Genomic DNA, 22,955 nt, shown 5'->3' with positions numbered 1-22,955 from the left:
TCGGCCATCGGCAGGCCGGCAGCGAGGACCGAGTGGGACAACAGGTTCACGAGCTCTCCCTCAGTACTTCAGCAGGCTGGCGTCGTCGACCGAGGCCGAGCGTCGGGTGCGGAAGATGGTCATGATGATCGCGAGCCCGATCACGACCTCGGCCGCCGCCACCACCATCACGAAGAAGGCGGTGATCTGGCCGTCGAGGTTGCCGTGCTGACGGGCGAAGGCCACGAACGCCAGGTTGCAGGCGTTCAGCATCAGCTCGATGCACATGAACACCACGATGGCGTTGCGGCGCGTGAGGACACCCACGCAGCCGATCGTGAAGAGGATCGCCGAGAGGACGATGTACTGGGTCACTTGTCCACGCCCTTCTCGACGTCCTCTTCCGTGGTGGCGGGTGCGCCGGCCTTGCCCGAGGTCTCGGGCATGGTGGCGGGGTCACCGATCTGGCGGCGTACGTCGTCGATGTCGTCGGCGAGCGCGGGGGCCGAACGGACCGTGCCACGGGCGGCGAGCACCCGCGAGACCGACGACTCGGCGGCGGTGCCGTCGGGCAGCAGGGCCGGGGTGTCCACGGCGTTGTGGCGCGCGTAGACGCCCGGCGACGGCAGCGGGCCGAGGTGCTTGCCGTGCTCGGCGTAGTCGCGGAGACGCTGCGCGGCCAGGTCGGCCTGCGTCGACCTCGGGGTGAGGCGCTCGCGGTGGGCGAGCACCATCGCGCCGAGGGCGGCGGTGATGAGCAGGGCGCTGGTCGCCTCGAAGGCGAAGACGTAGCGCGAGAACAGGATGTTGGCGATGGCCGGCACGTTGCCGCCCGCGTTGGCCTCGTCGAGCCCGACGACCGCACCGAGGGTGACCTGGCTGATGCCGAGGACTAGTACGACGCCGAAGAGCAGGCCGAGGACGACCGCCATCACGCGCTGGCCGCGGATCGTCTCGACGACCGAGTCGGTCGCGTCGACGCCGATCAGCATCATCACGAACAGGAACAGCATGAGGATCGCGCCGGTGTAGACGATGATCTGCACCGCGAAGAGGAACGGGGCGTCGAGCACGGCGTAGAGGAACGCCAGGCTGATCATCACCACGGCGAGGAGCAGCGCGGCGTGCACGGCCTTGCGGACGAAGAGGATGCCCAGCGCGGCGGCCACCATGATCGGGGCCAGGATCCAGAAGGTCATGGTCGGGGTCCCCTCGAAGTCGTCGGACGCGGGAGCGAGGCGGAGGAGGCCGAGTACGTCGTGGGGTGGCTCATCTCGTGGCCCCCCGGTAGTAGTCGCCCTCGTCGTCGCCGAGCCGCATCGCGTGCGGCGGCTCCTCCATGCCCGGCAGCAGCGGCGCGAGCAGGTCGGACTTCTCGTAGATCAGGTCGGCCCGGTTGTCGTCGGCCAGCTCGTACTCGTTGGTCATCGTGAGCGCGCGGGTCGGGCACGCCTCGATGCAGAGGCCGCACAGGATGCAGCGCAGGTAGTTGATCTGGTAGACGCGCCCGTAGCGCTCGCCGGGGCTGAAGCGCCCCGAGCCGTCGGGGAGGTCGACGTTGGACGCGCCCTCCACGTAGATGGCGTCGGCCGGGCAGGCCCAGGCGCACAGCTCGCAACCGATGCACTTCTCGAGGCCGTCGGGCCAGCGGTTGAGCTGGTGGCGGCCGTGGAAGCGCGGTGCCGTCGGCAGCTTCTCGAACGGGTACTGCTCGGTGACGACCTTCTTGAACATGGTCCGGAAGGTGACGCCGAACCCGGCGATCGGGTCCCAGAGGCTCTCCTTGATGCCCTTGGACCCCTGCTCGGACTGAGGGGACTCACTCATGGTTCTCCTCCGCTGCAGCGGTGACGGTGGTGCGGCTCTGGGCGAACGTCAGCGGGGCGGCGCCTCCGCGCACGGCACCGCCTGCGGGCATCGGCGGCACGGGGAAGCCACCGGCGTACGCGTCGTGCGGCTCGTCGGCCTCGGCCGGGGCGCCCTCGCCGGTCGCGGCGCCGGACTTCTCGCCCTTGTCGCCCACGAACATCAGCACGACGGTGAGGACGAGGAGGACGGCGATCGCGGCCACCAGGTAGGTGCGGTTGATGTTGCCCTCGAGCGAGATGACGCGGATGGTCGCGACGGCCACGATCCAGGCCAGCGAGACCGGGATCAGGATCTTCCAGCCCAGCGCCATGAACTGGTCGTAGCGCATGCGGGGCAGCGAGCCGCGCAGCCAGACGAACAGGAAGATGAAGCAGAACAGCTTTCCGAAGAACCACAGCAGGGGCCAGTAGCCGCTGTTGGCGCCCTCCCAGACGTTCTCGATGCCCCATGGCGCCGCCCAGCCGCCGAGGAACAGCGTCGTGGCGATCGCCGACACGGTGGCGAGGTTGATGTACTCGGCCAGGAAGAACAGGGCGAACTTCAGGCTGGAGTACTCGGTGTGGAAGCCGCCGACGAGCTCGCCCTCGGCCTCGGGGAGGTCGAAGGGTGCGCGGTTGGTCTCGCCGACCATCGAGATCATGTAGATGACGAACGACGGCAGCAGGATCAGGCCGAACCACAGCCGGTCCTGGGCGGCGACGATCTCCGACGTCGACATCGACCCGGCGTAGAGGAATACCGCGACGAGCGCGAGGCCCATCGCGACCTCATAGGAGATCATCTGGGCGCTCGAGCGCAGGCCGCCGAGCAGCGAGTAGGTGGAGCCGGAGGACCAGCCACCGAGCACGATGCCGTAGATGCCGATCGAGGCGATGGCGAGCATGAAGAGCACCGCCACCGGCATGTCGGTCAGCTGCAGCGGGGTCTCGTGGCCGAAGAAGTTGACGACCGGCCCGAACGGGATCACCGCCCACGTGATGAACGCCGGCACGGTCGCGATGATCGGCGCCAGCAGGAAGACGACCTTGTCGGCCGACTTCGGGATGATGTCCTCCTTCAGCGCGAGCTTCACGCCGTCGGCGAGCGACTGCAGGAGGCCGAACGGTCCGTGCACGTTGGGACCGACGCGGTGCTGCATCCGGGCCACGACGCGGCGCTCGAACCAGATGTTGAAGAGCGTCAGCAGGACCAGGACCAGGAAGATGAGCACGGCCTTGAGCAGGATCACCCACCAGGGGTCCTGGCCGAAGGCGGCCAGGCCCGGGTCGGGCAGGTCCGCTGCCAGCGGGGCGAGGTGCATCACTGCGCTGCTCCCTTCAGGGTGACCGTGCTGCCGGGCGAGGCGAGCTCGGCGAGGACGCCGCGACCGAAGGACCGGGCCGGGACCCAGACGACACCGTCGGGCATGTCGGCGACGACGACGGGCAGCGTCACGCTCCCCCGGTCGCCGGTGACGGTGACCAGCTGCTCGCTGCCGGGCTGGGCCTCGAGCATCCCGAGCACCGACTCGTACGACGCACGGCTGAGGCGGGCGACCGGCCGGCGGGCGGTGGCGCGGAGGTGCTCCTCGCCGTCCTGCATCGAGCCGAGGTCGACGAGCTGCTTCCAGGTGGCGAGGGCGAAGGCGGTCCCGCCCGACTTGCGGGCCTTGGCGGGCTTGGGCGGCTTGCCGGCGTCGAGCGCCGGACGGGCACCGTCCCAGGGGCCGAGCGACTGCATCTCGTCGCGCACCTCGGCGACCGTGCGGAAGCCGAGCGGACGGCCGTGACCGATCGCGGCGATCTCGTCGGCGATGCCGGAGAGGACCCGCAGGTCGGGCAGCGAGGACGGGTTGGCGAACACCGCGTCGAAGGACCGCGTCCGCCCGTCCCACGTGACGAAGGTGCCGGCCTTGTCGGTGACCGGGGCCACGGGCAGGACGACGTCGGCGACGCGCGTCACGTCGGTCTCGCGCAGCTCGAGGCTGACCACGAAGCCGGCCGCGTCGAGGGCGGCGCGGAACGCGGCCGGGTCGGCGGTGTCGTCGGGGTCCACCCCGCCGACGACGAGGCCACCGAGGTCGCCCTTGACCAGCGCGGCGACGATGGCGTTGCCGTCGCGGCCGACCTTGGCGGGCAGCGACTCGACGCCCCAGGCGGCTCCCACGTCGACGCGCGCGGACGCCTCGGTGAGCGGACGGCCACCGGGCAGGAGGTTGGGCAGGGCGCCGGCCTCGACCGCACCGCGGTCGCCGGCACGGCGCGGCACCCACGCGATGCGGGCGCCCGTGCCGGCGGCGAGCTCGGCGGCGGCGCTGAGCGCGCCGTGCGTCTGGGCGAGGCGCTCGCCGACCAGGATCACGGCGTCCTTGGACACGCCGTGCTCGGCGTCCTTGAGCGAGCCGATCACCTCGACCTCGGCGCCGGGCGCCGCGGGCACGAGCCGGCCGTTCATCTTGGTCAGGCCGCGCGACGCGTAGGGCGCGACGGACACGACCTGCGTACGACCGCGCCGGGCGGCCTTGCGCAGCCGCAGGAAGAGCGTCGCCGCCTCGTCCTCCGGCTCGAGGCCGAGCAGCACCACGACGGGCGCCGCCTCGAGGTCGGCGTAGGTGACGTCACCGGACAGCGCGACGTGGGACGCGAGGAAGCTCGCCTCCTCCGCGCTGTGCGGGCGGGCCCGGAAGTCGATGTCGTTGGTGCCGAGGGAGACGCGGGCGAACTTGGCGTAGGCGTAGGCGTCCTCGGCGGTGAGCCGGCCGCCGGTCAGCACGGCCGCTGCGCCGGCGTCGCGCAGGCCCCGGGCGGCGACGGCGAACGCCTCGGTCCACGACGCGGGACGCAGCTCGCCGTCCTCGCGGACCTGCGGGTAGGTGATCCGGTCGGCGGTCTGGGCGTAGCGGAACGCGAAGCGGTCCTTGTCGCTGATCCACTCCTCGTTGACCTCGGGGTCGTTGCCGGCGAGGCGCCGCATGACCTTGCCGCGACGGTGGTCGATGCGGATCGCGGCACCGCACGCGTCGTGCTCGGCGACACCGGGCGTGGAGACGAGGTCGAAGGGACGCGAGCGGAAGCGGTAGTCGGCCGAGGTGAGCGCGCCGACCGGGCAGATCTGGATCGCGTTGCCGGAGAAGTAGCTCTCGTAGGGCTCGCGCTCGTAGATCGCGACCTGCTGCAGCGCGCCGCGCTCGGCGAGGGCGATGAAGGGGTCGCCGGCGACCTGCTCGGAGAAGCGGGTGCAGCGCGCGCACAGCACGCATCGCTCGCGGTCGAGGAGCACCTGGGCGGAGATGTTGATCGGCTTGGGGAACGTGCGCTTGATGCCGCCGCGCTCGGCGAACCGGCTCTCCCCGCGGCCGTTGCTCATCGCCTGGTTCTGCAGGGGGCACTCGCCGCCCTTGTCGCAGACCGGGCAGTCGAGCGGGTGGTTGATGAGCAGGAACTCCATGACGCCCTGCTGGGCCTTGTCGGCCACCTCGCTGGTCGCCTGCGTGTTGACGACCATGCCCTCGGCGACCGGCAGGGTGCACGAGGCCTGCGGCTTGGGGAAGCCGCGGCCGTTGCCGGCGTCGGGGATGTCGACCAGGCACTGGCGGCACGCCCCGACCGGGTCGAGCAGCGGGTGGTCGCAGAAGCGCGGGATCTGCACGCCGACCTGCTCGGCGGCGCGGATGACCAGCGTGTCCTTGGGGACGCTGACCTGGACGCCGTCGATCGTCAGGGTGACGGTCTCGACCTCCGTGCGCTCGGGGGTGGTCGTCATGCACTGGCTCCAACGGGTGCGAAGGCGGTCGAGGCGGCCGGGTCGAACGGGCAGCCGCCGTGGGTCAGGTGCGCGAGGTACTCGTCGCGGAAGTGCTGGATCGAGCTCGAGATGGGGCTCGTCGCGCCGTCGCCGAGCGCGCAGAACGAGCGGCCCAGGATGTTGTCGCACTGGTCGAGCAGCAGGTCGAGGTCGGCCTCGTCGCCCTGGCCCTTCTCCAGCCGGGCGAGCGTCTGCGTCAGCCACCACGTGCCCTCGCGGCACGGGGTGCACTTGCCGCAGGACTCGTGCTTGTAGAACTCGGTCCAGCGCAGCACCGCACGCACCACGCAGGTGGTCTCGTCGAAGAGCTGCAGCGCGCGGGTGCCGAGCATGGAACCGGCGGCGCCGACGGACTCGAAGTCGAGGGGCACGTCGAGGTGCTCCGGCGTGAGGAGCGGGGTGCTCGATCCGCCGGGCGTCCAGAACTTGAGCTCGTGTCCCTCGCGCATGCCACCGGCGAGGTCGATGAGCTCGCGGAGCGTGATGCCGAGCGGGGCCTCGTACTGGCCCGGCCGGGTCACGTGCCCCGAGAGGCTGAAGATGCCGAAGCCGTTGGACTTCTCGGTGCCCATGCCGGCGAACCAGCCGGCGCCGTTGGTGATGATGCTCGGCACCGAGGCGATCGACTCGACGTTGTTGATCACGGTCGGGCTGGCGTAGAGGCCGGCGACGGCCGGGAACGGGGGCCGCAGGCGCGGCTGGCCGCGACGACCCTCGAGGCCCTCGAGCAGGGCCGTCTCCTCACCGCAGATGTAGGCGCCGGCACCGGCGTGCACGATGAGGTCGAGGTCGTAGCCCGAGCCGTGGATGTTCTTGCCGAGGTGGCCGGCCAGGTAGGCCTCCTGCACCGCGCGCTGCAGGCGGCGGATGACGTGGAGGACCTCACCGCGCACGTAGATGAAGGCGGTGTTGGCGCGGATGGCATAGGAGCTGACGATGACGCCCTCGACCAGCGTGTGGGGGCTGGCCATCATCAGCGGGATGTCCTTGCAGGTGCCCGGCTCGGACTCGTCGGCGTTGACGACGAGGTACTTCGGCCGCGGGTTGTCCTGCGGGATGAAGCCCCACTTCATGCCCGTCGGGAAGCCGGCGCCACCGCGACCGCGGAGACCGGAGTCCTTGACGGTGCTGATCACGTCGTCGGGCGTCATCGCGAACGCCTTGTCGAGGGCGGCGTAGCCACCACGCTCCTCGTACGACGCCAGCGTCCACGCGCGGTCGGCGTCCCAGTTGTCGGTGAGGACCGGGGTCAGGGTGTCGGTCACTTGCTCTCTCCCTCGGCTCGGTCGGAGGCGGCGCCGGCCGTCCAGCCCCTCTCGCGGGCGATCGACAGTCCGGCCAGCGAGGCGGGACCGGCGGCCGGGCCCTCGTCGGCGCGGTCGTCGGGGAAGCCGGCGAGCACGCGCTCGGCCTCGCGCCAGGTGCACAGCCGCGGCCCGCGGGTGGAGTGGACCTCCCGGCCGGCGCGCAGGTCGTCGACGACCTGGACGGCCGACTCGGGGGTCTGGTTGTCCATGAACTCCCAGTTGACCATCATCACCGGGGCGTAGTCACAGGCCGCGTTGCACTCGACGTGCTCGAGGGTGATCTTGCCGTCCTCGGTGGTCTCGTCGTTGCCGACGTCGAGGTGGTCCTTGAGCCGCTCGAAGATCAGGTCGCCGCCCATGACCGCGCACAGCGTGTTGGTGCAGACGCCGACGTGGTAGTCGCCGACCGGCTTGCGCTTGTACATCGTGTAGAACGTCGCGACGCCGTTGACCTCGGCGGCGCTGATGCCGAGGATCTCGGCGCAGGCCTCGATGCCCTCGGGGGTGACCCGGCCCTCGACCGACTGCACGAGGTGCAGCATCGGCAGCAGGCCCGAGCGCTTCTCCGGGTAGCGGTCCGCGATCTCGCGCAGCTCGGCCCACGTGGTCTCGTCCAGGCCGGCGCGCTCGAGGCTCTCGGCCCCGTTGATGTCAGAGGTCATCGGTCGACTCCTCCCATGACCGGGTCGATCGAGGCGATGGCGACGATGACGTCGGCGACCATGCCGCCCTCGCTCATCACGCTCGTCGCCTGCAGGTTGGTGAACGACGGGTCGCGGAAGTGGGCGCGGAAGGGACGCGTACCGCCGTCGGAGACGACGTGGGCGCCCAGCTCGCCGCGAGGCGACTCGATCGGGACGTAGGCCTGGCCGGCCGGGACGCGGAAGCCCTCGGTGACCAGCTTGAAGTGGTGGATCAGCGCCTCCATCGACTCGCCCATGATGTGGCGGATGTGGTCGAGGCTGTTGCCCATGCCGTCGCTGCCGATGGCCAGCTGGCTGGGCCACGCGATCTTCTTGTCGCCCACCATCACGGGCGCGCCCTCGAGGCCGGCGAGGCGGTCGGCGCACTGCTCGACGATCTTGAGCGACTCCCACATCTCGTTGAGGCGGATCCGGAAGCGGCCGTAGGAGTCGGCGGTGTCCCAGGTCTGGACCTCGAAGTCGTAGTCCTCGTAGCCGCAGTAGGGCTGGGTCTTGCGCAGGTCCCAGGCGTAGCCGGTGGAGCGGAGCACCGGACCCGTGATGCCGAGCGCGATGCAGCCCGCCAGGTCGAGGTGGCCGACGCCCTCGAGGCGACCCTTGAAGATCGGGTTGGCGTTGCAGAGGGCGGCGTACTCCGGCAGGCGCTTCTTCATCAGGGTGACGAAGTCGCGGATCTCGTCGAGCGCGCCGGGTGGCAGGTCCTGCGCGACGCCACCGGGGCGGATGAACGCGTGGTTCATCCGCAGGCCGGTGATGAGCTCGAAGAGGTCGAGGACGAGCTCGCGCTCGCGGAAGCCGATCGTCATCACCGTCAGGGCGCCGATCTCCATCCCGCCGGTCGCGATGGCGACCAGGTGGGAGGACATGCGGTTGAGCTCCATGAGGAGCACTCGCATGACTTGCGCCTTCTCCGGGACGTCGTCCTCGATGTCGAGCAGCCGCTCGACGCCGAGCACGTAGGTCGCCTCGTTGTAGAACGGGGAGAGGTAGTCCATGCGGGTGCAGAAGGTCGTGCCCTGCACCCAGGAGCGGTACTCCATGTTCTTCTCGATGCCGGTGTGGAGGTAGCCGATGCCGCAGCGGGCCTCGGTGACCGTCTCGCCCTCGAGCTCGAGGATCAACCGGAGCACGCCGTGGGTCGAGGGGTGCTGCGGGCCCATGTTGACCACGACCCGCTCCTCGGCGGACTCGCCGATGCTGTCGGTGATCGAGTCCCAGTCCTGGCCGGTGACGGTGAAGACGCGGCCCTGGCTGGTCTCGCCGGGCGCTGCGAAGATGTCCTGATCCGTACTCATACCGTCACACTCCTGTGAGCAGCCGGGGTCCCCGCGGCGTTGTTCGGGGGAGCGAAGCGGAGGAGAAGAACGTCGTGGGGTGGCATTAGTTGTAGCTCCTGCGCTGGTCCGGCGGAGGGATGGACCCGCCCTTGTACTCGACGGGGATGCCGCCGAGCGGGTAGTCCTTGCGCTGCGGGTGGCCCGGCCAGTCGTCCGGCATGAGCACCCGGGTCAGAGCGGGGTGACCGTCGAAGATCAGCCCGAACATGTCGTACGTCTCGCGCTCGTGCCAGTCGAGCGTCGGGTAGATGCTCACCAGGCTCGGCACGTGGGGGTCGCTGTCCGGCGCGGTGACCTCGACGCGGATGCGTCGGTTGTGGGTCATCGACGTCAGGTGGTAGACCGCGTGCAGCTCGCGACCGGTGTCGTCTGGGTAGTGGACACCGCTGACACCGGAGCAGAACTCGAAGCGCAGCGCCTCGTCGTCGCGCAGCATCTGCGCCACGAAGGGCAGGTCCTCGCGGCGGACGTGGAAGGTGATCTCGCCGCGGTGCACCACGACGCTCTCGATGGCGGAGGTGAGCTCGGTGGCCTCGAGCCGCGCCTCGAGCGCGCCCGCGACCTCGTCGAACCAGCCGCCGTAGGGCTTCTGGGTCGGCGCCGGGAAGACCTTCGCCGCGACCAGGCCGCCGTAGCCGGAGGTGTCGCCGGTGCCGGTGACGCCGAACATGCCGCGACGCTCGCCGACCGCGTGCACCTCGCCGGTCGGGCCGGGGAGGTTCTCCGGCGACTGCTCGGGCGCCCGCTGCTCGACGCCGCTGCCGGTGCCGGTCTCGGACTTGGCCTTCTCGAGGTTGCGCTCCTCGGCCGGACGCGCCGCCTCGTTCTTGTCGGTCTTGTCGTCGGACTCGTCCTCGGCCCTGCCGGCGTGCTTCTCGTCTGGCTTGTCGGTCACCGGAGCAGGCCCTTCATCTCCGAGGTGGGCAGCGCGCGCAGGGCGGCGGTCTCGAGCTCGGCGACCTCGTCACGACGGTTGGCACCGAGCTTGGTCTGCTGGACTTGGTCGTGCAGCTTGAGGATCGCGTCGATGAGCATCTCCGGGCGCGGCGGGCAGCCGGGGAGGTACATGTCGACGGGGACGACGTGGTCGACGCCCTGGACGATCGCGTAGTTGTTGAACATGCCGCCCGACGAGGCGCACACACCCATCGCGAGGACCCACTTGGGCTCGGGCATCTGGTCGTAGATCTGGCGCAGGACGGGGGCCATCTTCTGGCTGACCCGACCGGCGACGATCATCAGGTCGGCCTGGCGCGGGCTGGCGCGGAAGACCTCCATGCCGAAGCGCGCGAGGTCGTACTTGGGCCCGCCGGTGGTCATCATCTCGATGGCGCAGCAGGCCAGGCCGAAGGTGGCGGGCCAGAACGACGCCTTGCGCATGTAGCCGGCGACGCCCTCGACGGTCGTCAGCAGGACGCCGCTCGGCAGCTTTTCTTCTATGCCCACGACAGTCCTCGCTTCGCTCCGGGCTGCCGCGGGGCCCGACGGCAGCTGTGCTGGATTGATCGCTCGCTTCGCTCACTCATGGCTGGTCAGTCCCAGTCCAGTCCGCCGCGGCGCCACACGTACGCGTACGCCACGAACACAGTCGCGATGAAGAGGACCATCTCGACGAGGCCGAAGAGGGCCATCTGGTCGAAGTGGACGGCCCACGGGTAGAGGAAGATGATCTCGATGTCGAAGACGATGAACAGCATCGCCGTGATGAAGTACTTCACCGGGATCCTGCCGCCCCCGACGGGCTGCGGCGTCGGCTCGATGCCGCACTCGTAGGAGTCGAGCTTGGCCCGGTTGTAGCGCTTGGGACCCACGACGGCGCTCATGATCACGGAGAAGACCGCGAAGCCCGTCGCGATGAGTGCCAGCGCCAGGATCGGCGTGTAGAGCTCCATCGCTTCCCTTCCGGTGGCCTGCGCCGCGCCCAGCTGGGCATGTGACTTTGTGAACGGCTTCACGAGTGGCGCGCGCCACAGTCTAGGACGCCGGTGCGGCGTGCGTCACGTCGGGGTGCGGACCGTGTCGCCAGCGCGCAACGGCGCCCTGCCTGCGGATTTAGGTGACGCGGGCGTTCCCTAAATAGGGAGCGGATGGGTCAGGCGGTGGCGCGGTGGAGGGCGACGATGCCGCCCGTGAGGTTGCGCCACTCGGGCCGCTGCCAACCGGCCTCGGCGACCATCGCGGCGAGCCCCTCCTGGTCGGGCCACGCGCGGATCGACTCGGCGAGGTAGACGTACGCGTCGGCCGCGCTCGCGGTGAGCGAGGCGATCCGCGGCAGGGCCTGCATGAAGCCGTCGAGGTAGAGGGTGCGGAGCGCACCGTTGGTCGGGGTGCTGAATTCGCACACCACGAGGCGGCCACCCGGGCGGGTGACGCGGAGCATCTCCCGCAGCCCCGCGACGGGGTCGACGAAGTTGCGCAGGCCGTAGGAGATCGTGACCGCGTCGAAGGTGTCGTCGAGGAACGGCAGACGGGTCCCGTCGCCGGCGACGAACGGCAGCGCGGGCCGGTCCTTCTTGCCCTGCTGCAGCATCCCCACGGAGAAGTCGCACGGCACGGCGGTGGCCCCGTGGGCGCCGAAGGGCTCGCTGGAGCACCCGGTGCCGGCCGCCAGGTCGAGGACCAGGTCGCCGCGCTGCGGGGCGACGGCGTCGACCATCGCCCGGCGCCAGGTGCGCTGGATGCCCGCCGTCATGAGGTCGTTGGTGAGGTCGTAGCGCTTGGCCACGGTGTCGAACATGCGACGTACGTCGGTCGGTTGCTTGTCCAGGTCAGCGCGGGCCACGTCGCGAGCGTAGGCGTCCGAACCCCGGGAGGTGCAACGCGGGGGTGTCGTCGTACGTCCCTATGATCACCACCGTCGCCGGCTTCCCGGGGAGGACCCACATGTCACGCCACCGCGCACTCGCTCTCGTCCTGGCACTGCTCTGCGCCCTGACCGGTCTCACCGGCGTCGCCGCGACAGGCGCCGCGTCCGCTGCGGGCGTCCCGTCCGCCTCGCGCGCCGCCTTCGCCCCGATGCAGCTGGGCGACACCGGGTGGCGGGTGCGGGTGCTGCAGAGCCGGCTGCACCAGCTCGACCTGCACTCCGAGGTCGTCACCAACACCTTCGACCGCGAGACGCGCGACGGCGTCGCGACCTTCCAGCGCCGGCGCGGCTGGACCGCCGACGGCGTCGTGGACGAGCGCACGTGGACCAGGATCGTCGGCCTCACGACCACGCCCACGACCGAGGCGCTGCACAACGTCTACACGCCCGGCAAGCCGCTGCTGCAGCGCGGGGACACCGGCATGTGGGTGCGTCAGGTGCAGGCCCGGCTCAAGCAGGTCCGGTGGTACGACGCCCGCGTGACCGGCCGCTACACGCAGGCGACCGTCACGGCGGTGGAGGGGTTCCAGGCCAAGCGCCGGATCCCGGTGACAGGTGCCGTCGACCGGCGCACCCTCACGCGGCTCAAGGAGATGACCCGCGAGCCCACGAAGGCCGAGCTCTTCAACATCGTGCCCACCGGCCCGGCCCTCGACCCGCGCTGCCTCACCGGCCGGGCGATGTGCGTCGACAAGACGTCGCGCTCGCTGCGCTGGGTCGTCGACGGCGCCGTCCTGAAGACCGTCGAGGTGCGCTTCGGCTCCGACGAGCTGCCCACCCGCGAGGGGGCGTTCACGGTGTTCCGCAAGTCGCGCGACCACGTGTCGAGCCTCTACGACACCCCGATGCCGTTCGCGATGTTCTTCTCCGGCGGCCAGGCCGTGCACTACTCCCCCGACTTCGCCGCCAACGGCTACAACGGCGCGTCCCACGGGTGTGTCAACGTCCGCGACCGCGCGGTCGTGGAATGGCTGTTCGACCGGGTCAGGCTCGGCGACAAGGTGATCGTCTACCGCTCCTGACCCGTCCGGCTCAGGAGCCGGGGGTGCCGGCCAGCGAGAAGGCGGAGTCCAGCCCGTCACCCGCCCGGCCGCGACGCGGGAGCGACACCGACGCCGCCTCCACCTGCAGTGCCGCCGGCACGGCGACCACGGCGTGCTCGCGCGCCAGCTCGAGCCGGACGGCCGGGTGGTGCGCGACGCGGCGGATGCGGAAGCCGTGGGTCGTCGCCAGGCCGCTGACGGTCCGGTTGACCCGCGCGTCCATCACGAGCACCTGCAGCCGGCCGCCCCACCACGGGGCCAGCGCGGACACCTCGGCGGCGAGCTTGCGCGCCTTGGAGCCCAGCCGCGCCTCGGCGACCTGTGCCGACATCGCCTCGAGGACGTCGCGCGGCGTCGCGTGCCACGGCACGCCGTCGACCGTGGCGGCCTCGAGCAGGTCCTCCAGCACCCTGGCCGCCCTGCGGTCGAGCAGCACGTGCGTGGGACGGACGTGGGCGAGGGCACCCTCGAGCTGGTCGGGGTCCTCGACCCACGCGAGGGTGCAGCCCGACGTGAGGTGCGCGTCGCGGGCGACGGTCGTGAAGCGGTCGGTCGCCTCGCCGGTCAGCAGGACGACGTCGTCGCCGGTCAGGTCGGAGAGGGCGCCGGAGCAGTCGGGGCGGAAGAGCCACGCCTGGGCCTTCTCCCGCGGCAGGCCGAGCACCGGCGCCGACGAGGCCCCGGCGCGGGCGGTGGCGACCCAGGACAGCAGGTCGGGCTGGCGCTTGCGCCGCTCCAGCCCCATGCCCCGCAGGCGCTCCCACGAGCGGTCGTCGCACTCGAACAGCTGGGCGTCGGCCAGGGCGGCCCGCCGCAGCAGCGTCAGCCGGCTCTCGGCGTCGACGACGACGAGACGCACCTCGACCTCGTCGAGGAGCCGGCCGACCTCGGCCGGGTCCAGGTGCTCGGGGAGCAGCAGCGGCACTGCCCCCGCGACCCGGGTGGCGAGCTCGAGCTCCAGCTGGCGGATGCCGGTCGCGACCCGGATGACGACGACCTGGCCGGGGTTGACCCCCGCCTCGATCATGCCGGCGGCTCCGTCGATCACCCGCCGGTAGAGCTCGTTCCACGTCAGCGAGGTCCACGTCCCGTCGCGCACCTCCGTCACGGCGACCTCGAGCGCCCGGTTGCGCGCGTGTCGCTCCAGCCGGACGAGAGGAGATTCGTGGGCAGGCACGGGCGGGCTCCTAGGGGGTGACGGTTACCGACGCAACCTAGGTGACGTACGCCTCTCGTGTTCGCCGTTTGGCCGATCTCCCCTCCTCCCCCGCCACGCGGCGGCGTAGGCTCCCCCCTCGTGACGACCCCCGCGTCCGCCCCCACCCCGCCGCTCGTCGTGCGCACCGTCCCGGTGGACCTGGCGGATCTCCCCCTCCTCGACCTGCTGCCGCAGCACGAGCCGGTCAGCTGGCTGCGCCGCGGCGAGGGGCTGGTGGGCTGGGGGGTCGCCGCCCGCCTCGAGACGTCGGGACCCACGCGGTTCAGCGACGCCGTGAAGTGGTGGTCCGAGACCGTCGCCCGCGCCCAGGTCGAGGACCAGGTCGTCGAGCCCGGCACGGGCCTGGTCTGCTTCGGGGCCTTCGCGTTCGCCGACGAGCCGGGCGAGTCCGTGCTCGTCATCCCGCAGGTCGTCGTGGGTCGCCGCGGCGACCGGACCTGGCTGACCACCGTCTCCGTCGAGGCGCCCGCGCTCGTGCCTGCCCCCGCCCCCGAGCCGCCCGTCGGCCTCGTCTTCTCCGACGGCGCCCGCAACGGCGAGGAGTGGATGTCGGTCGTGGCCGAGGCCGTCCGCCGGATCTCCGACGGCGACCTCGAGAAGGTCGTGCTCGCCCGCGACCTCGTCGCGACCACCGACGAGCCGCTCGACGTCCGGTGGCCGCTGCACCGGCTCGCCGCGCAGTACGAGATGTGCTGGACCTTCCACGTCGACGGCCTGTTCGGAGCCACCCCGGAGATGCTGGTGCGCCGCGAGCGCGGCCTGGTGACGTCCCGGGTGCTCGCCGGCACCATCCGTCGTACCGGCGACGACGAGCGCGACCTCGCCCTCGCCGCCACCCTGGCCCGCTCGTCGAAGGACCTCGAGGAGCACGAGTACGCCGTGCGCTCGGTCGCCGACGCGCTGGAGCCCCACTGCTCGTCGATGAACGTGCCGGAGGCGCCGTTCGTCCTCCACCTGCCCAACGTCATGCACCTGGCCACCGACGTCAACGGCGTCGTCCACGACAACGCGACGTCGCTGCAGCTGGCCGAGTCGCTCCACCCGTCGGCAGCGGTCGGGGGCACCCCTACCGTCGACGCGACCCGGCTGATCGCCGAGATCGAGGGGATGCCGCGCGAGCGCTACGCCGGCCCGGTCGGCTGGATGGACGCCTCCGGCGACGGCGAGTGGGGCATCGCGCTGCGCTCCGCGATGATCACCGAGGGCGGCGTCCGGCTCTTCGCGGGCTGCGGCATCGTGGCGAGCTCGGACCCCGAGGCGGAGCTGGCGGAGTCGCAGGCGAAGTTCGTGCCCGTGCGCGACGCGCTGGGCGCCGGCTGAGACCGAGGTCCGCCTAGAGGTCCTGGCCCGGCTCGCGCCGCTCGAACGCCTGGCCCTCCGGCAGCAGGTTGCCCATGTGGGTGGCGACCATGTCGAGGCCGATGTCGCTGTAGACGCGGTCGTGGATGCCCATCGACCGGGGCGCCCCGACCTCGCGCACGAAGTCGATGGCCTCGCTGACCTTGAGCCACGGCGCGCTCACCGGGGCGAGGAGCACGTCGACCGCGCGGCCGGGCGGGGTCAGCGCGTCGCCGGGGTGGTAGACGCTCGCGCCCCCGGACTCCAGGACGTAGCCCGAGTTGTCGAAGCGGTCGTAGTCGGGGTGGATCACCGCGTGCTTCTCGCCCACGACCTCGACGGCCGTGCCCGCGACCTCGAGCCGGTCGCCGGGCCGCACGACCGTGACCCGGTCGGCCACCTCGGGTGCCTGCTCGCGCAGGAGCCGCTCGACGGCGGCGATGGTCCAGATCGGCACGCCGCTGCCGCGCAGGTGGTCGGGATGCACGTGGTCGGCGTGCTCGTGGGTGATCAGGACCGCGTCCGCGCCGTCGAGCGCGCCCGGGTCGGTGAAGACGCCCGGGTCGATGACGACGACACCGCCGTCGCCCTGGACCCGGACGCACGCGTGGCCGAACTTCGTGATCCGCATGGACCCCATGCTAGGCGCGCCCCACGGGTGGGGAATCGTCGTACGGGTGGGGCAGAAGGTTAGGGTGGGGCAGCCTCCGACGGGTGGAGTGCCCTGGGGGAATCACCAAATCGCACCCGAGACGAAGAGAGTCCTACATGTCTGCACGCCGCGTGCTCGCAGGCAGCGCCGCCGCGCTGCTCCTGCCCGCGTCCCTGCTCCTGACGGTCGAGACCGGCTCGGCCACCGACACCGCGGCCCGCCCCGCGACCTCGTCGGTGACCAAGAAGGCCGGCCAGAAGATCTCGGTGGAGGTGCTCCCGCAGATCGTCCAGCAGGGCAAGCGCACCGCCAGCGCCGACTCCGCCAAGGCCGCCGTCACCGCGACCATCAAGCCGGTCAAGGTCGGCCGCAAGGTGGTCCTCGAGCGCCTCGACGGGACATCCTGGAAGAAGGTCGGCACCGCCAAGCAGGAGAAGTCCGGCGACGCCAACTTCAAGGCCGCGGTCTCCAGCGGAGGCGCCGCCGTGACCTACCGCGTCACCGCCCAGAAGTTCAAGGGCCTCAAGGAGGTCTCCAGCACCTCCGCCGACACCACGCAGTGGCTGACCCCGACCTTCAGCGACGAGTTCTCCGGCAGCTCGCTGAGCCAGGTGTGGGGCATGCGCGGCCAGAAGTACGAGCCGCAGAGCAAGCGCAAGTGCTCGAAGGGCTCCCCGAAGGCCGTCAAGGTCGGCGGCGGCACACTGCGCCTGAGCGTCATCAAGGACAAGTCCGCCAAGGGCAAGTGCAAGGCCACCTCGCGCAAGCTCAAGAAGAAGATCTCCTACCGCCTCAACGGCCACGTGGGCACCGAGAACACCTTCGACTTCCGCTACGGCGTCGCCGCCGCCCGCATCAAGATGCAGAAGCTCCAGGGTCAGCACGCCAGCTTCTGGTCGCAGCCCAACGGCGGCAACGGCCCGGGCAGCGACGGCCACGAGATCGACATCATCGAGTACTTCGGCGACAAGCACCCGCAGGGTGGCCTCACCAGCTTCATCCACTGGTACAAGGGCAAGCGCCTGATCAAGACCGGCTCGTGGATCAAGGACTCGAAGTCGTTCCTGGCGAACAAGAAGGACGGCTGGTCGAAGAACTACCACGTCTTCTCGGTCCAGTGGACGCCCAAGACGATCATCTTCCGCATCGACGGCAAGGAGACCTGGCGCACGTCGGCCCGCGTCTCGAAGGCCCGCCAGTACCTCATCCTGAGCCTGCTCGCCTCCGACTACGAGGCGCTGGAGATGTCCGACAAGAAGCTCCCGCAGCACATGTACGTCGACTGGGTCCGCGTGTGGGAGACCCCGCAGCCCTGAGTCACGTCGTGAGTCGCTGACTCACCCGGCACGACGATCCGCGCCCTGGTCCGCTCCCCCTGTCTCAGGGGAGGACCAGGGCGCGGATCTTTGCGTCCAGCTCCGCGCGGTTGTCGCGGCGCACGCGGGCCTCGACGACCTCGATGCCGCCGTTCGGCGTCGCGAGGGCCTGCTCCAGCTCGGGCAGGCCGGTGACCCGCAGGTGCGGCACCCGCGCGGCCGCGCACAGGCTCGCGAGGTCGACACCGTGCGGAGTGCCGAACAGCGTGTCGAAGCGGTCGGCGTGCTCCGGCGCGCCCTGCTCGAGCGTCGCGAAGATCGACCCGCCGTCGTCGTTGACCACCACGATCGTCAGGTCGGGACGCTCCTCGCGCGGGCCGAGAAAGAGACCGGTGGTGTCGTGCAGGAACGTCACGTCACCCATCAGGGCCAGCGCGCGCGTGGACCGCGGCCGTCCCAGCGCGGCGCCGATCGCGGAGCTGATGGTGCCGTCGATCCCGGCCAGGCCACGGTTGGCGATGACCTTGCGGCGGCCACCCACCTCGTAGCGGGCGACCATGAGGTCGAGGTCGCGCACGGGGTTCGACGCGCCGACGACGAGCAGGCCGCCCGCCGGGAGCGCGCGGCTGACCGCGCCGGCCACCTCGTACGGCGTGAGGTCGGCCTCCGCGGCGAGGAGGCGGTCGAGGCCGCGCGACGTGGCGCGGTCCGCCTCCTTCCAGGCCTCGAACCAGGAGCGGTCCACGGCGTCGTGCACCAGCACGTGGTCGCACTCGGCGTCGACGGCGAAGGGACGGTCGGTCCACAGGCCGCGGTGCCGGGCGGAGACGACCTCGACGTCGTCGCGGGCGAGCAGCCGCGCGACCGGGCGCGAGAGCGTCGGGTGGCCCAGGACGACGACCCGCTCGACCTGCCGGCCGAGCTCACCACCGAGGAGCAGCCGGTAGGTGCGGATCGCGTTGTCACCGGTGCGGCAGCCGCTCGACGGCTCGGCGAGCAGCGGCCAGGCCGCCCGCTCGGCGATCACCCGAGCGATCGGGCCTGCGTCGTCGCCCGCGACGACGACGGTGCGCGGACCGTGGTCGAGCAGCTCGCTCGACTGCACCGGACCGGGGTCGGTGTCGGTCCAGTCCGGGACCTCTCCCCCGTCCCAGCCGTCGTCGGGGAGCAGGGGCTCGTCGAGCTGGACGTTGAGGTGCACCGGCCGGGTGTGGCGGTGGGTGCGCACGAACGCCAGCAGCTCGCCGAGGTCGGCCGCGGCGACGTCGAGCGTCCGGGCGAAGGGGCCGAAGATCCCGGCCTGGTCGGTGGTCTGGTTGGCGCCGGTGCCGCGCAGGCGCGCCGGCCGGTCGGCGGTGACGACGACCAGGGGCACCCCCGCGTGGGCCGCCTCCATCACCGCGGGGACGAGGTTGGCCACCGCCGTCCCCGACGTGCACACGACGGCCGCCGGCTCGCCGGACACCTTGGCCAGGCCCAGGGCGAGGAAGGCGGCGGTCCGCTCGTCCATGCGGGTGTGCAGCCGGAGCCCTCCCGCCAGCGCGGCGTCGTAGAGCGCGAAGGACAGCGGGGCATTGCGCGACCCGGGGGCCACCACGACCTCGCGGACCCGGGAGCCGCGCAGTGCCGTGACGACGTCCCTGGCCAGCCGGGTGGACGGGTTCACGAGGGCCGATCCTGCCCTACCGACGCGAGCCGGTCGCGCCAGTGGGCGACCCGGTCGGCGTCGGCCGCCAGCCGCGCCAGGGCTGCGTCGTCCACGTCGGGCCGGCCCACGCGCAGCATGCCGTCGACCGGCAGCAGCGGATCGGCGACCACGTCGTCGCTCAGCAGCTGCACGGTCGCGAGCCCACACGCGTGGGGGAGCTCGGGCAGCGCGGCCGCGAGGGCGACCCCCGCGGCGATGCCGACGCTCGACTCGACGGCGCTGGAGACCACGACGGGCAGGCCGATGTCCTCGGCGATGCGCAGGCACGCGCGCACCCCGCCGAGCGGCTGCACCTTCAGGACGGCGACGTCGGCGGCCTCGAGGTCGCGGACCCGGTAGGGGTCCTCGGCCCGGCGGATCGACTCGTCGGCGGCCACCGGGACGTCCACCCGACGGCGTACGACGGCGAGGTCCTCGACGTCCCACACCGGCTGCTCGACGTACTCCAGACCGCCTGCGGCGCGGTCGATCGCGGCGATCGCGCGGACCGCCTCGTCGACGTCCCACGCCCCGTTGGCGTCGACCCGCACCAGGCCGTCGGGCCCGAGCGCGTCGCGCACGGCCTCGACGCGGTCCAGGTCGTCGGCCAGCACCTGGCCGGGCTCGGCGACCTTGACCTTGGCCGTGCGGCAGCCCCCGGCGGTGACGATGGCGTGCGCGCGCTCGGGGTCGGTGGCCGGGACGGTGACGTTGACGGGCACGGCGTCCCGGAGCGGCTCCGGCCACCCCACGTCGGCGGCCTCGCGGGCGCAGGCGAGCCACGGGCGCGCGGTCGCGTCGTCGTACTCCAGGAACGGCGACCACTCCCCCCACCCGGCGTCGCCGCGCAGGAGCACCCCCTCGCGCACGGTGATGCCGCGGAACCTGGTGCGCAGCGGGATGGAGAAGACGTGCAGCACGTCCATGGGCAGGGCCGTCACAGCGCGGCCCGGATCGCCTGCCGGTCGACCTTGCCGTTGGGCAGCAGCGGCAGGCGGTCCACCCACCTGAACTCGCGGGGCGCCCACGACCGCGGGTGCTCGAGGCTGACCCAGTCGCGCAGCTCGGCCTCGTGGACGTTGCCGACGACCACCGCGACGACCCGCTGGCCCCACTCGGGGTCGGGGACGCCGAGGACCTCGACGTCGGTGACGAGGAGGTGCTCGCGCAGCCGCTGGGCGACGGCGGTCACCGGCACCTTCACGCCCCCGCTGACGACCACGTCGTCGATGCGGCCGATGACCTGCAGGCGCCCGTCCTCGTCGAAGCGGCCGGCGTCGGAGGTGAGGAACCAGCCGTCGACGACGGTCTCGGCGGTCAGCTCGGGGTCGTCGGCGTAGTGGCTGAAGAGGGTGGGCCCGGCGATGCGCACCCTGCCCTCGGCGCCGATCGTCACCCCGACACCGTCGAGCGGGACGCCGTCGTAGACGCACCCGCCAGCGGTCTCGGACGAGCCGTAGGTGGCGACGACGCGGACGCCCTGCTCCTCGGCCGCGCGGCGCACCTCCGGGTCGAGCCCGCCGCCACCGACCAGGACGGCGTCGCAGCGGGCGAGCGCGGCGACCTGCTCGGGGTTGCGCACGATGCGGTGGAGCTGGGTCGGCACCAGCGAGGCGTACGTCGCGGTCCCCGCGTGGTCGGCCGCGACCGCCCGGCCGACGTCGAGGCCGTCGACGACGACGGGCTCGTGGCCGGCGACCAGCGAGCGGACGATCACCTGCACCCCGGCGACGTACGACGACGGCAGCGCCAGCAGCCACCGGCCGGTCCCGCCGAGCCGGCGCGCGGACGCCTCGACGCTGGCCAGCACGGCGCGGCGCGGGAGGACGACGCCCTTGGGCCGGCCCGTGGACCCGGAGGTCTCGATCAGCAGCGGTGGCGGGGCGTCGGCCTCCAGCCACCGCGACAGCTGCCGGATGACGACGGAGGGCTCGTCCGAGGGCCGCAGGAAGCTCACACGACGAACGCTAGTGGCTGCGCGACCGGGAGCACGACGTACGCCGCCGAGACGCCCGCGGCGGCGCCCCGACCACGCCGTAGGGTCGCCCCCATGACCGCGTACTGGATCACCACCTACCAGGCCGTCCACGACCCCGAGAAGGTGGCGGCGTACGCCGCGCTGGCGGGTCCGGCGCTGACCGGGGCGGGCGGGCGGTTCCTCGTGCGGGGCGTGCCGGAGGTGACCTTCGAGAAGGGTGCGGCCACCCGCACGATCGTCATCGAGTTCCCGTCCGTCGAGGCCGCCGTCGCCGCACACGAGAGCGAGGCCTACCAGGAGGCGCTCCGGGCCCTCGACGGCGGCGCCGACCGCGACATGCGCGTGGTGCCCGGCGCCTGAGCGCGGGCATACAGTCGCCGTCATGACCACCGACTGGCGCGGGAGCCTCGTCACCACGATCCGCTCGCTCGTCCTCGAGGCCGATCCGGACGTCACCGAGGAGGCGAAGTGGCGCAAGGCGTCCAACCCCGACGGCGTGCCCACCTTCTCCCGCGACGGCCTCCTCTGCACGGTCGAGACCTACCGGGACAAGGTCAAGGTCACCTTCGCGAAGGGCGCCTCGCTCGACGACCCGGCCGGGCTCTTCAACGCCAGCCTCGACGCCGGCACGCGACGCGCGATCGACCTCCACGAGGACGACCGGGTCGACGAGGACGCCTTCGTCGCACTCGTCCGCGAGGCGATCGCGGTCAACCGCGACTGACGCCGCGACACCGGATTCGCCCCCGCGTGCCATCGTGGAGGGGTGGACGCCTTCCGGCTCGTTGCCACCGTCGTCGTGATGGTGGGCGTCGTCGTGGCCATCCTGCTCTTCGAGCGACGCCGGGCCGAGGGCATCCGGCGCGACACCGGGCGGATGGCCCAGGGCCGCCCCGATTCGGACGGCGACCACGAGGACGGCCGGCCTCGGTAGCGGCGCCCCGGCCGGTGCGGAACCGGCCTCGGTTGCGGCGGCTCTTCGACAGATGCGGCTCCACCCGGTGGCCGCCGCGGCGACAAGGCGGCGCGCCCGCACGCATGCGGACGCGAACCTGAACGCCCGGTGGTCGGCGTAGCCTCACCGCATGGTTCGGGCTGAAGTGCGTGAGTGGCATGAGGACCTTGGGTGGGGCGTGCTGGACAGCCCCGAGACGCCGGGTGGGTGCTGGACCCATTGCGCGGTGATCGAGACTCGTCGCGTGGCAAGCAGCCACGAAAGCGAGGTCTACGAGTACAAGTCGCTCAGCGAGGGCGATGTGGTTGATCTGGAGTGGGAAGCGCCGGGTCAGGATAGCTTCGGCTACCGCGCCACCGTGGTGCGCAAGCGGTAGCGGGCCCGTCCGGACACGCTCGCGCGTATCGGCAGTTGCGGACGACATGCGTGGAAGCGACCATCAGCCGTGGACTTCTTCTGGCCGGCCGACGACGCGGCATCTGTCGTCCGCTCGCGCTTCGACCGGACGAACTGGCAGGCGCGGGTGGTGGCCTACCGCCCCGTGGAGGTCACTACAGACGGGAGCGACCTTGTGGTGCGGTTCCGCTACGACGGGCATGCCGACGTGTTCGCCGTCCGCTTCTCGCTTGGCCGTATGCCTGAGGGACCACAGACCGGCGAGGTGTGCGAGTCCCTCGATGACTGGGCGCAAGAGGTTGACTGGGTTCTCGATGAAGAGCTGAACACCCGCATGGTGGAAACGGCCGAGCGGACCGTCGCGGACGACGGGGTGGTCACCCTCCGGTGGCGAAACCCGTCGGGTACACGCTGAGCATCCCTCGCGACGAAGCGCGCATCTCGGCGGATTCGGTGACTGGCCTCGCCAACAGGGACACACCCAGTAAGCAGTCGCCACTGCCGCCGACGAGGCCTTGGCCAGATC

At 71.7% G+C, this 22,955-nt stretch carries 24 protein-coding genes and 1 pseudogene; 8 read left to right on the top strand and 17 right to left on the bottom strand.

Features of this window, described 5'->3' with window-relative positions:
* Positions 1-60: 60 nt before the first annotated feature.
* The 12 genes and pseudogenes from nuoK to NYO98_RS01140 form a co-directional block, all read right to left on the bottom strand.
* A complete protein-coding gene (gene nuoK, locus NYO98_RS01195) occupies positions 61-354 on the bottom strand; it encodes an NADH-quinone oxidoreductase subunit NuoK (RefSeq protein WP_191194425.1) in 294 nt (97 codons plus the stop codon).
* Positions 351-1,181 (bottom strand): annotated as a pseudogene (locus NYO98_RS01190) (NADH-quinone oxidoreductase subunit J); the annotation flags it as partial. The pseudogene NYO98_RS01190 and the gene nuoK, both read right to left, overlap by 4 nt.
* Before the next feature lie 67 nt (positions 1,182-1,248).
* Positions 1,249-1,806 carry an NADH-quinone oxidoreductase subunit NuoI gene (gene nuoI, locus NYO98_RS01185; protein WP_268109691.1) on the bottom strand — a complete coding sequence of 186 codons (558 nt, stop codon included), beginning with the start codon at positions 1,804-1,806 and terminating at the stop codon, positions 1,249-1,251.
* Positions 1,799-3,148, bottom strand: a complete 1,350-nt coding sequence (gene nuoH / locus NYO98_RS01180; RefSeq protein ID WP_268109690.1) for an NADH-quinone oxidoreductase subunit NuoH — start codon at positions 3,146-3,148, stop codon at positions 1,799-1,801. The genes nuoI and nuoH overlap by 8 nt, the downstream gene beginning before the upstream one ends.
* Positions 3,148-5,589, bottom strand: a complete 2,442-nt coding sequence (locus NYO98_RS01175) for an NADH-quinone oxidoreductase subunit G (protein WP_268109689.1) — start codon at positions 5,587-5,589, stop codon at positions 3,148-3,150. The genes nuoH and NYO98_RS01175 overlap by 1 nt, the downstream gene beginning before the upstream one ends.
* Positions 5,586-6,896, bottom strand: a complete 1,311-nt coding sequence (nuoF, locus tag NYO98_RS01170; RefSeq protein ID WP_268109688.1) for an NADH-quinone oxidoreductase subunit NuoF — start codon at positions 6,894-6,896, stop codon at positions 5,586-5,588. The genes NYO98_RS01175 and nuoF overlap by 4 nt, the downstream gene beginning before the upstream one ends.
* A complete protein-coding gene (nuoE, locus tag NYO98_RS01165; protein ID WP_268109687.1) occupies positions 6,893-7,600 on the bottom strand; it encodes an NADH-quinone oxidoreductase subunit NuoE in 708 nt (235 codons plus the stop codon). The genes nuoF and nuoE overlap by 4 nt, the downstream gene beginning before the upstream one ends.
* Positions 7,597-8,937 carry an NADH-quinone oxidoreductase subunit D gene (locus NYO98_RS01160; protein ID WP_268109686.1) on the bottom strand — a complete coding sequence of 447 codons (1,341 nt, stop codon included), beginning with the start codon at positions 8,935-8,937 and terminating at the stop codon, positions 7,597-7,599. The genes nuoE and NYO98_RS01160 overlap by 4 nt, the downstream gene beginning before the upstream one ends.
* An 85-nt stretch (positions 8,938-9,022) precedes the next feature.
* Entirely contained in the window at positions 9,023-9,874 is an 852-nt protein-coding gene (locus NYO98_RS01155; RefSeq protein WP_268109685.1) for an NADH-quinone oxidoreductase subunit C, read from the bottom strand.
* On the bottom strand, positions 9,871-10,425 hold the full coding sequence (locus NYO98_RS01150; RefSeq protein ID WP_268109684.1) for a NuoB/complex I 20 kDa subunit family protein: 555 nt from the start codon (positions 10,423-10,425) through the stop codon (positions 9,871-9,873). The genes NYO98_RS01155 and NYO98_RS01150 overlap by 4 nt, the downstream gene beginning before the upstream one ends.
* 86 nt (positions 10,426-10,511) lie before the next feature.
* On the bottom strand, positions 10,512-10,871 hold the full coding sequence (locus NYO98_RS01145) for an NADH-quinone oxidoreductase subunit A (RefSeq protein ID WP_191194416.1): 360 nt from the start codon (positions 10,869-10,871) through the stop codon (positions 10,512-10,514).
* A 200-nt stretch (positions 10,872-11,071) separates the two neighbouring features.
* Positions 11,072-11,761 (bottom strand): demethylmenaquinone methyltransferase, encoded by a 690-nt coding sequence (locus NYO98_RS01140; RefSeq protein WP_268109682.1) that lies wholly within the window; start codon positions 11,759-11,761, stop codon positions 11,072-11,074.
* A 101-nt stretch (positions 11,762-11,862) separates the two neighbouring features.
* Here NYO98_RS01140 and NYO98_RS01135 point away from each other — a divergent pair, with 101 nt between their 5' ends.
* A complete protein-coding gene (locus NYO98_RS01135) occupies positions 11,863-12,867 on the top strand; it encodes a L,D-transpeptidase family protein (protein WP_268109680.1) in 1,005 nt (334 codons plus the stop codon).
* 10 nt (positions 12,868-12,877) lie between these two features.
* Here NYO98_RS01135 and NYO98_RS01130 read toward each other — a convergent pair whose 3' ends face one another.
* Complete coding sequence (locus tag NYO98_RS01130) at positions 12,878-14,065, bottom strand: AMP-binding protein (RefSeq protein ID WP_268109679.1); 1,188 nt, start codon at positions 14,063-14,065, stop codon at positions 12,878-12,880.
* A 120-nt stretch (positions 14,066-14,185) separates the two neighbouring features.
* Between NYO98_RS01130 and NYO98_RS01125 the strand changes: the two genes are divergently transcribed.
* On the top strand, positions 14,186-15,427 hold the full coding sequence (locus tag NYO98_RS01125; protein ID WP_268109678.1) for an isochorismate synthase: 1,242 nt from the start codon (positions 14,186-14,188) through the stop codon (positions 15,425-15,427).
* Between the two features lie 13 nt (positions 15,428-15,440).
* Here NYO98_RS01125 and NYO98_RS01120 read toward each other — a convergent pair whose 3' ends face one another.
* Positions 15,441-16,076 (bottom strand): MBL fold metallo-hydrolase, encoded by a 636-nt coding sequence (locus NYO98_RS01120; RefSeq protein ID WP_268109677.1) that lies wholly within the window; start codon positions 16,074-16,076, stop codon positions 15,441-15,443.
* A gap of 137 nt (positions 16,077-16,213) precedes the next feature.
* Here NYO98_RS01120 and NYO98_RS01115 point away from each other — a divergent pair, with 137 nt between their 5' ends.
* Positions 16,214-17,413 (top strand): glycoside hydrolase family 16 protein, encoded by a 1,200-nt coding sequence (locus NYO98_RS01115; RefSeq protein WP_268109676.1) that lies wholly within the window; start codon positions 16,214-16,216, stop codon positions 17,411-17,413.
* Between the two features lie 64 nt (positions 17,414-17,477).
* Here NYO98_RS01115 and menD read toward each other — a convergent pair whose 3' ends face one another.
* The 3 genes from menD to NYO98_RS01100 are packed head-to-tail and all read right to left on the bottom strand — an operon-like array spanning position 17,478 to position 21,057.
* On the bottom strand, positions 17,478-19,079 hold the full coding sequence (gene menD / locus NYO98_RS01110; RefSeq protein WP_268109675.1) for a 2-succinyl-5-enolpyruvyl-6-hydroxy-3-cyclohexene-1-carboxylic-acid synthase: 1,602 nt from the start codon (positions 19,077-19,079) through the stop codon (positions 17,478-17,480).
* Entirely contained in the window at positions 19,076-20,026 is a 951-nt protein-coding gene (locus tag NYO98_RS01105) for an o-succinylbenzoate synthase (RefSeq protein ID WP_268109674.1), read from the bottom strand. Before NYO98_RS01105 ends, menD begins: the two co-directional genes overlap by 4 nt.
* Before the next feature lie 11 nt (positions 20,027-20,037).
* The gene (locus NYO98_RS01100; protein ID WP_268109673.1) at positions 20,038-21,057 is read right to left on the bottom strand and encodes an AMP-binding protein; all 1,020 of its coding nucleotides are present in this window, start codon (positions 21,055-21,057) and stop codon (positions 20,038-20,040) included.
* A 93-nt stretch (positions 21,058-21,150) separates the two neighbouring features.
* Here NYO98_RS01100 and NYO98_RS01095 point away from each other — a divergent pair, with 93 nt between their 5' ends.
* The 5 genes from NYO98_RS01095 to NYO98_RS01075 all read left to right on the top strand — a co-directional run bounded on the left by NYO98_RS01095 (position 21,151) and on the right by NYO98_RS01075 (position 22,844).
* Positions 21,151-21,438, top strand: a complete 288-nt coding sequence (locus tag NYO98_RS01095; protein ID WP_268109672.1) for a DUF1330 domain-containing protein — start codon at positions 21,151-21,153, stop codon at positions 21,436-21,438.
* 22 nt (positions 21,439-21,460) lie between these two features.
* A complete protein-coding gene (locus NYO98_RS01090; RefSeq protein ID WP_268109671.1) occupies positions 21,461-21,802 on the top strand; it encodes a DUF1801 domain-containing protein in 342 nt (113 codons plus the stop codon).
* Between the two features lie 42 nt (positions 21,803-21,844).
* Positions 21,845-22,012 carry a hypothetical protein gene (locus NYO98_RS01085; protein ID WP_268109670.1) on the top strand — a complete coding sequence of 56 codons (168 nt, stop codon included), beginning with the start codon at positions 21,845-21,847 and terminating at the stop codon, positions 22,010-22,012.
* 151 nt (positions 22,013-22,163) lie between these two features.
* Complete coding sequence (locus tag NYO98_RS01080) at positions 22,164-22,409, top strand: hypothetical protein (protein ID WP_268109669.1); 246 nt, start codon at positions 22,164-22,166, stop codon at positions 22,407-22,409.
* A 69-nt stretch (positions 22,410-22,478) separates the two neighbouring features.
* A complete protein-coding gene (locus NYO98_RS01075; protein ID WP_268109668.1) occupies positions 22,479-22,844 on the top strand; it encodes a hypothetical protein in 366 nt (121 codons plus the stop codon).
* The last annotated feature ends 111 nt before the right edge of the window (positions 22,845-22,955 follow it).

It is taken from the genome of Nocardioides pini, assembly GCF_026712185.1.
In the GTDB taxonomy this organism is placed as follows: Bacteria; Actinomycetota; Actinomycetes; order Propionibacteriales; family Nocardioidaceae; genus Nocardioides; species Nocardioides pini.
The sequence above is the reverse complement of the archived record's forward strand: the minus strand, read 5'-3'. Positions and strand labels throughout refer to the sequence as shown.

What these genes read in the sequence shown, in the direction of transcription:
- nuoI (WP_268109691.1), bottom strand. Translation starts at nt 1,806, where the DNA reads ATGAGTGAGTCCCCTCAGTCCGAGCAGGGGTCCAAGGGCATCAAGGAG.
- nuoH (WP_268109690.1), bottom strand. Translation starts at nt 3,148, where the DNA reads ATGCACCTCGCCCCGCTGGCAGCGGACCTGCCCGACCCGGGCCTGGCC.
- NYO98_RS01175 (WP_268109689.1), bottom strand. Translation starts at nt 5,589, where the DNA reads ATGACGACCACCCCCGAGCGCACGGAGGTCGAGACCGTCACCCTGACG.
- nuoE (WP_268109687.1), bottom strand. Translation starts at nt 7,600, where the DNA reads ATGACCTCTGACATCAACGGGGCCGAGAGCCTCGAGCGCGCCGGCCTG.
- NYO98_RS01160 (WP_268109686.1), bottom strand. Translation starts at nt 8,937, where the DNA reads ATGAGTACGGATCAGGACATCTTCGCAGCGCCCGGCGAGACCAGCCAG.
- NYO98_RS01145 (WP_191194416.1), bottom strand. Translation starts at nt 10,871, where the DNA reads ATGGAGCTCTACACGCCGATCCTGGCGCTGGCACTCATCGCGACGGGC.
- NYO98_RS01135 (WP_268109680.1), top strand. Translation starts at nt 11,863, where the DNA reads ATGTCACGCCACCGCGCACTCGCTCTCGTCCTGGCACTGCTCTGCGCC.
- NYO98_RS01120 (WP_268109677.1), bottom strand. Translation starts at nt 16,076, where the DNA reads ATGCGGATCACGAAGTTCGGCCACGCGTGCGTCCGGGTCCAGGGCGAC.
- NYO98_RS01115 (WP_268109676.1), top strand. Translation starts at nt 16,214, where the DNA reads ATGTCTGCACGCCGCGTGCTCGCAGGCAGCGCCGCCGCGCTGCTCCTG.
- NYO98_RS01105 (WP_268109674.1), bottom strand. Translation starts at nt 20,026, where the DNA reads ATGGACGTGCTGCACGTCTTCTCCATCCCGCTGCGCACCAGGTTCCGC.
- NYO98_RS01095 (WP_268109672.1), top strand. Translation starts at nt 21,151, where the DNA reads ATGACCGCGTACTGGATCACCACCTACCAGGCCGTCCACGACCCCGAG.
- NYO98_RS01090 (WP_268109671.1), top strand. Translation starts at nt 21,461, where the DNA reads ATGACCACCGACTGGCGCGGGAGCCTCGTCACCACGATCCGCTCGCTC.
- NYO98_RS01080 (WP_268109669.1), top strand. Translation starts at nt 22,164, where the DNA reads ATGGTTCGGGCTGAAGTGCGTGAGTGGCATGAGGACCTTGGGTGGGGC.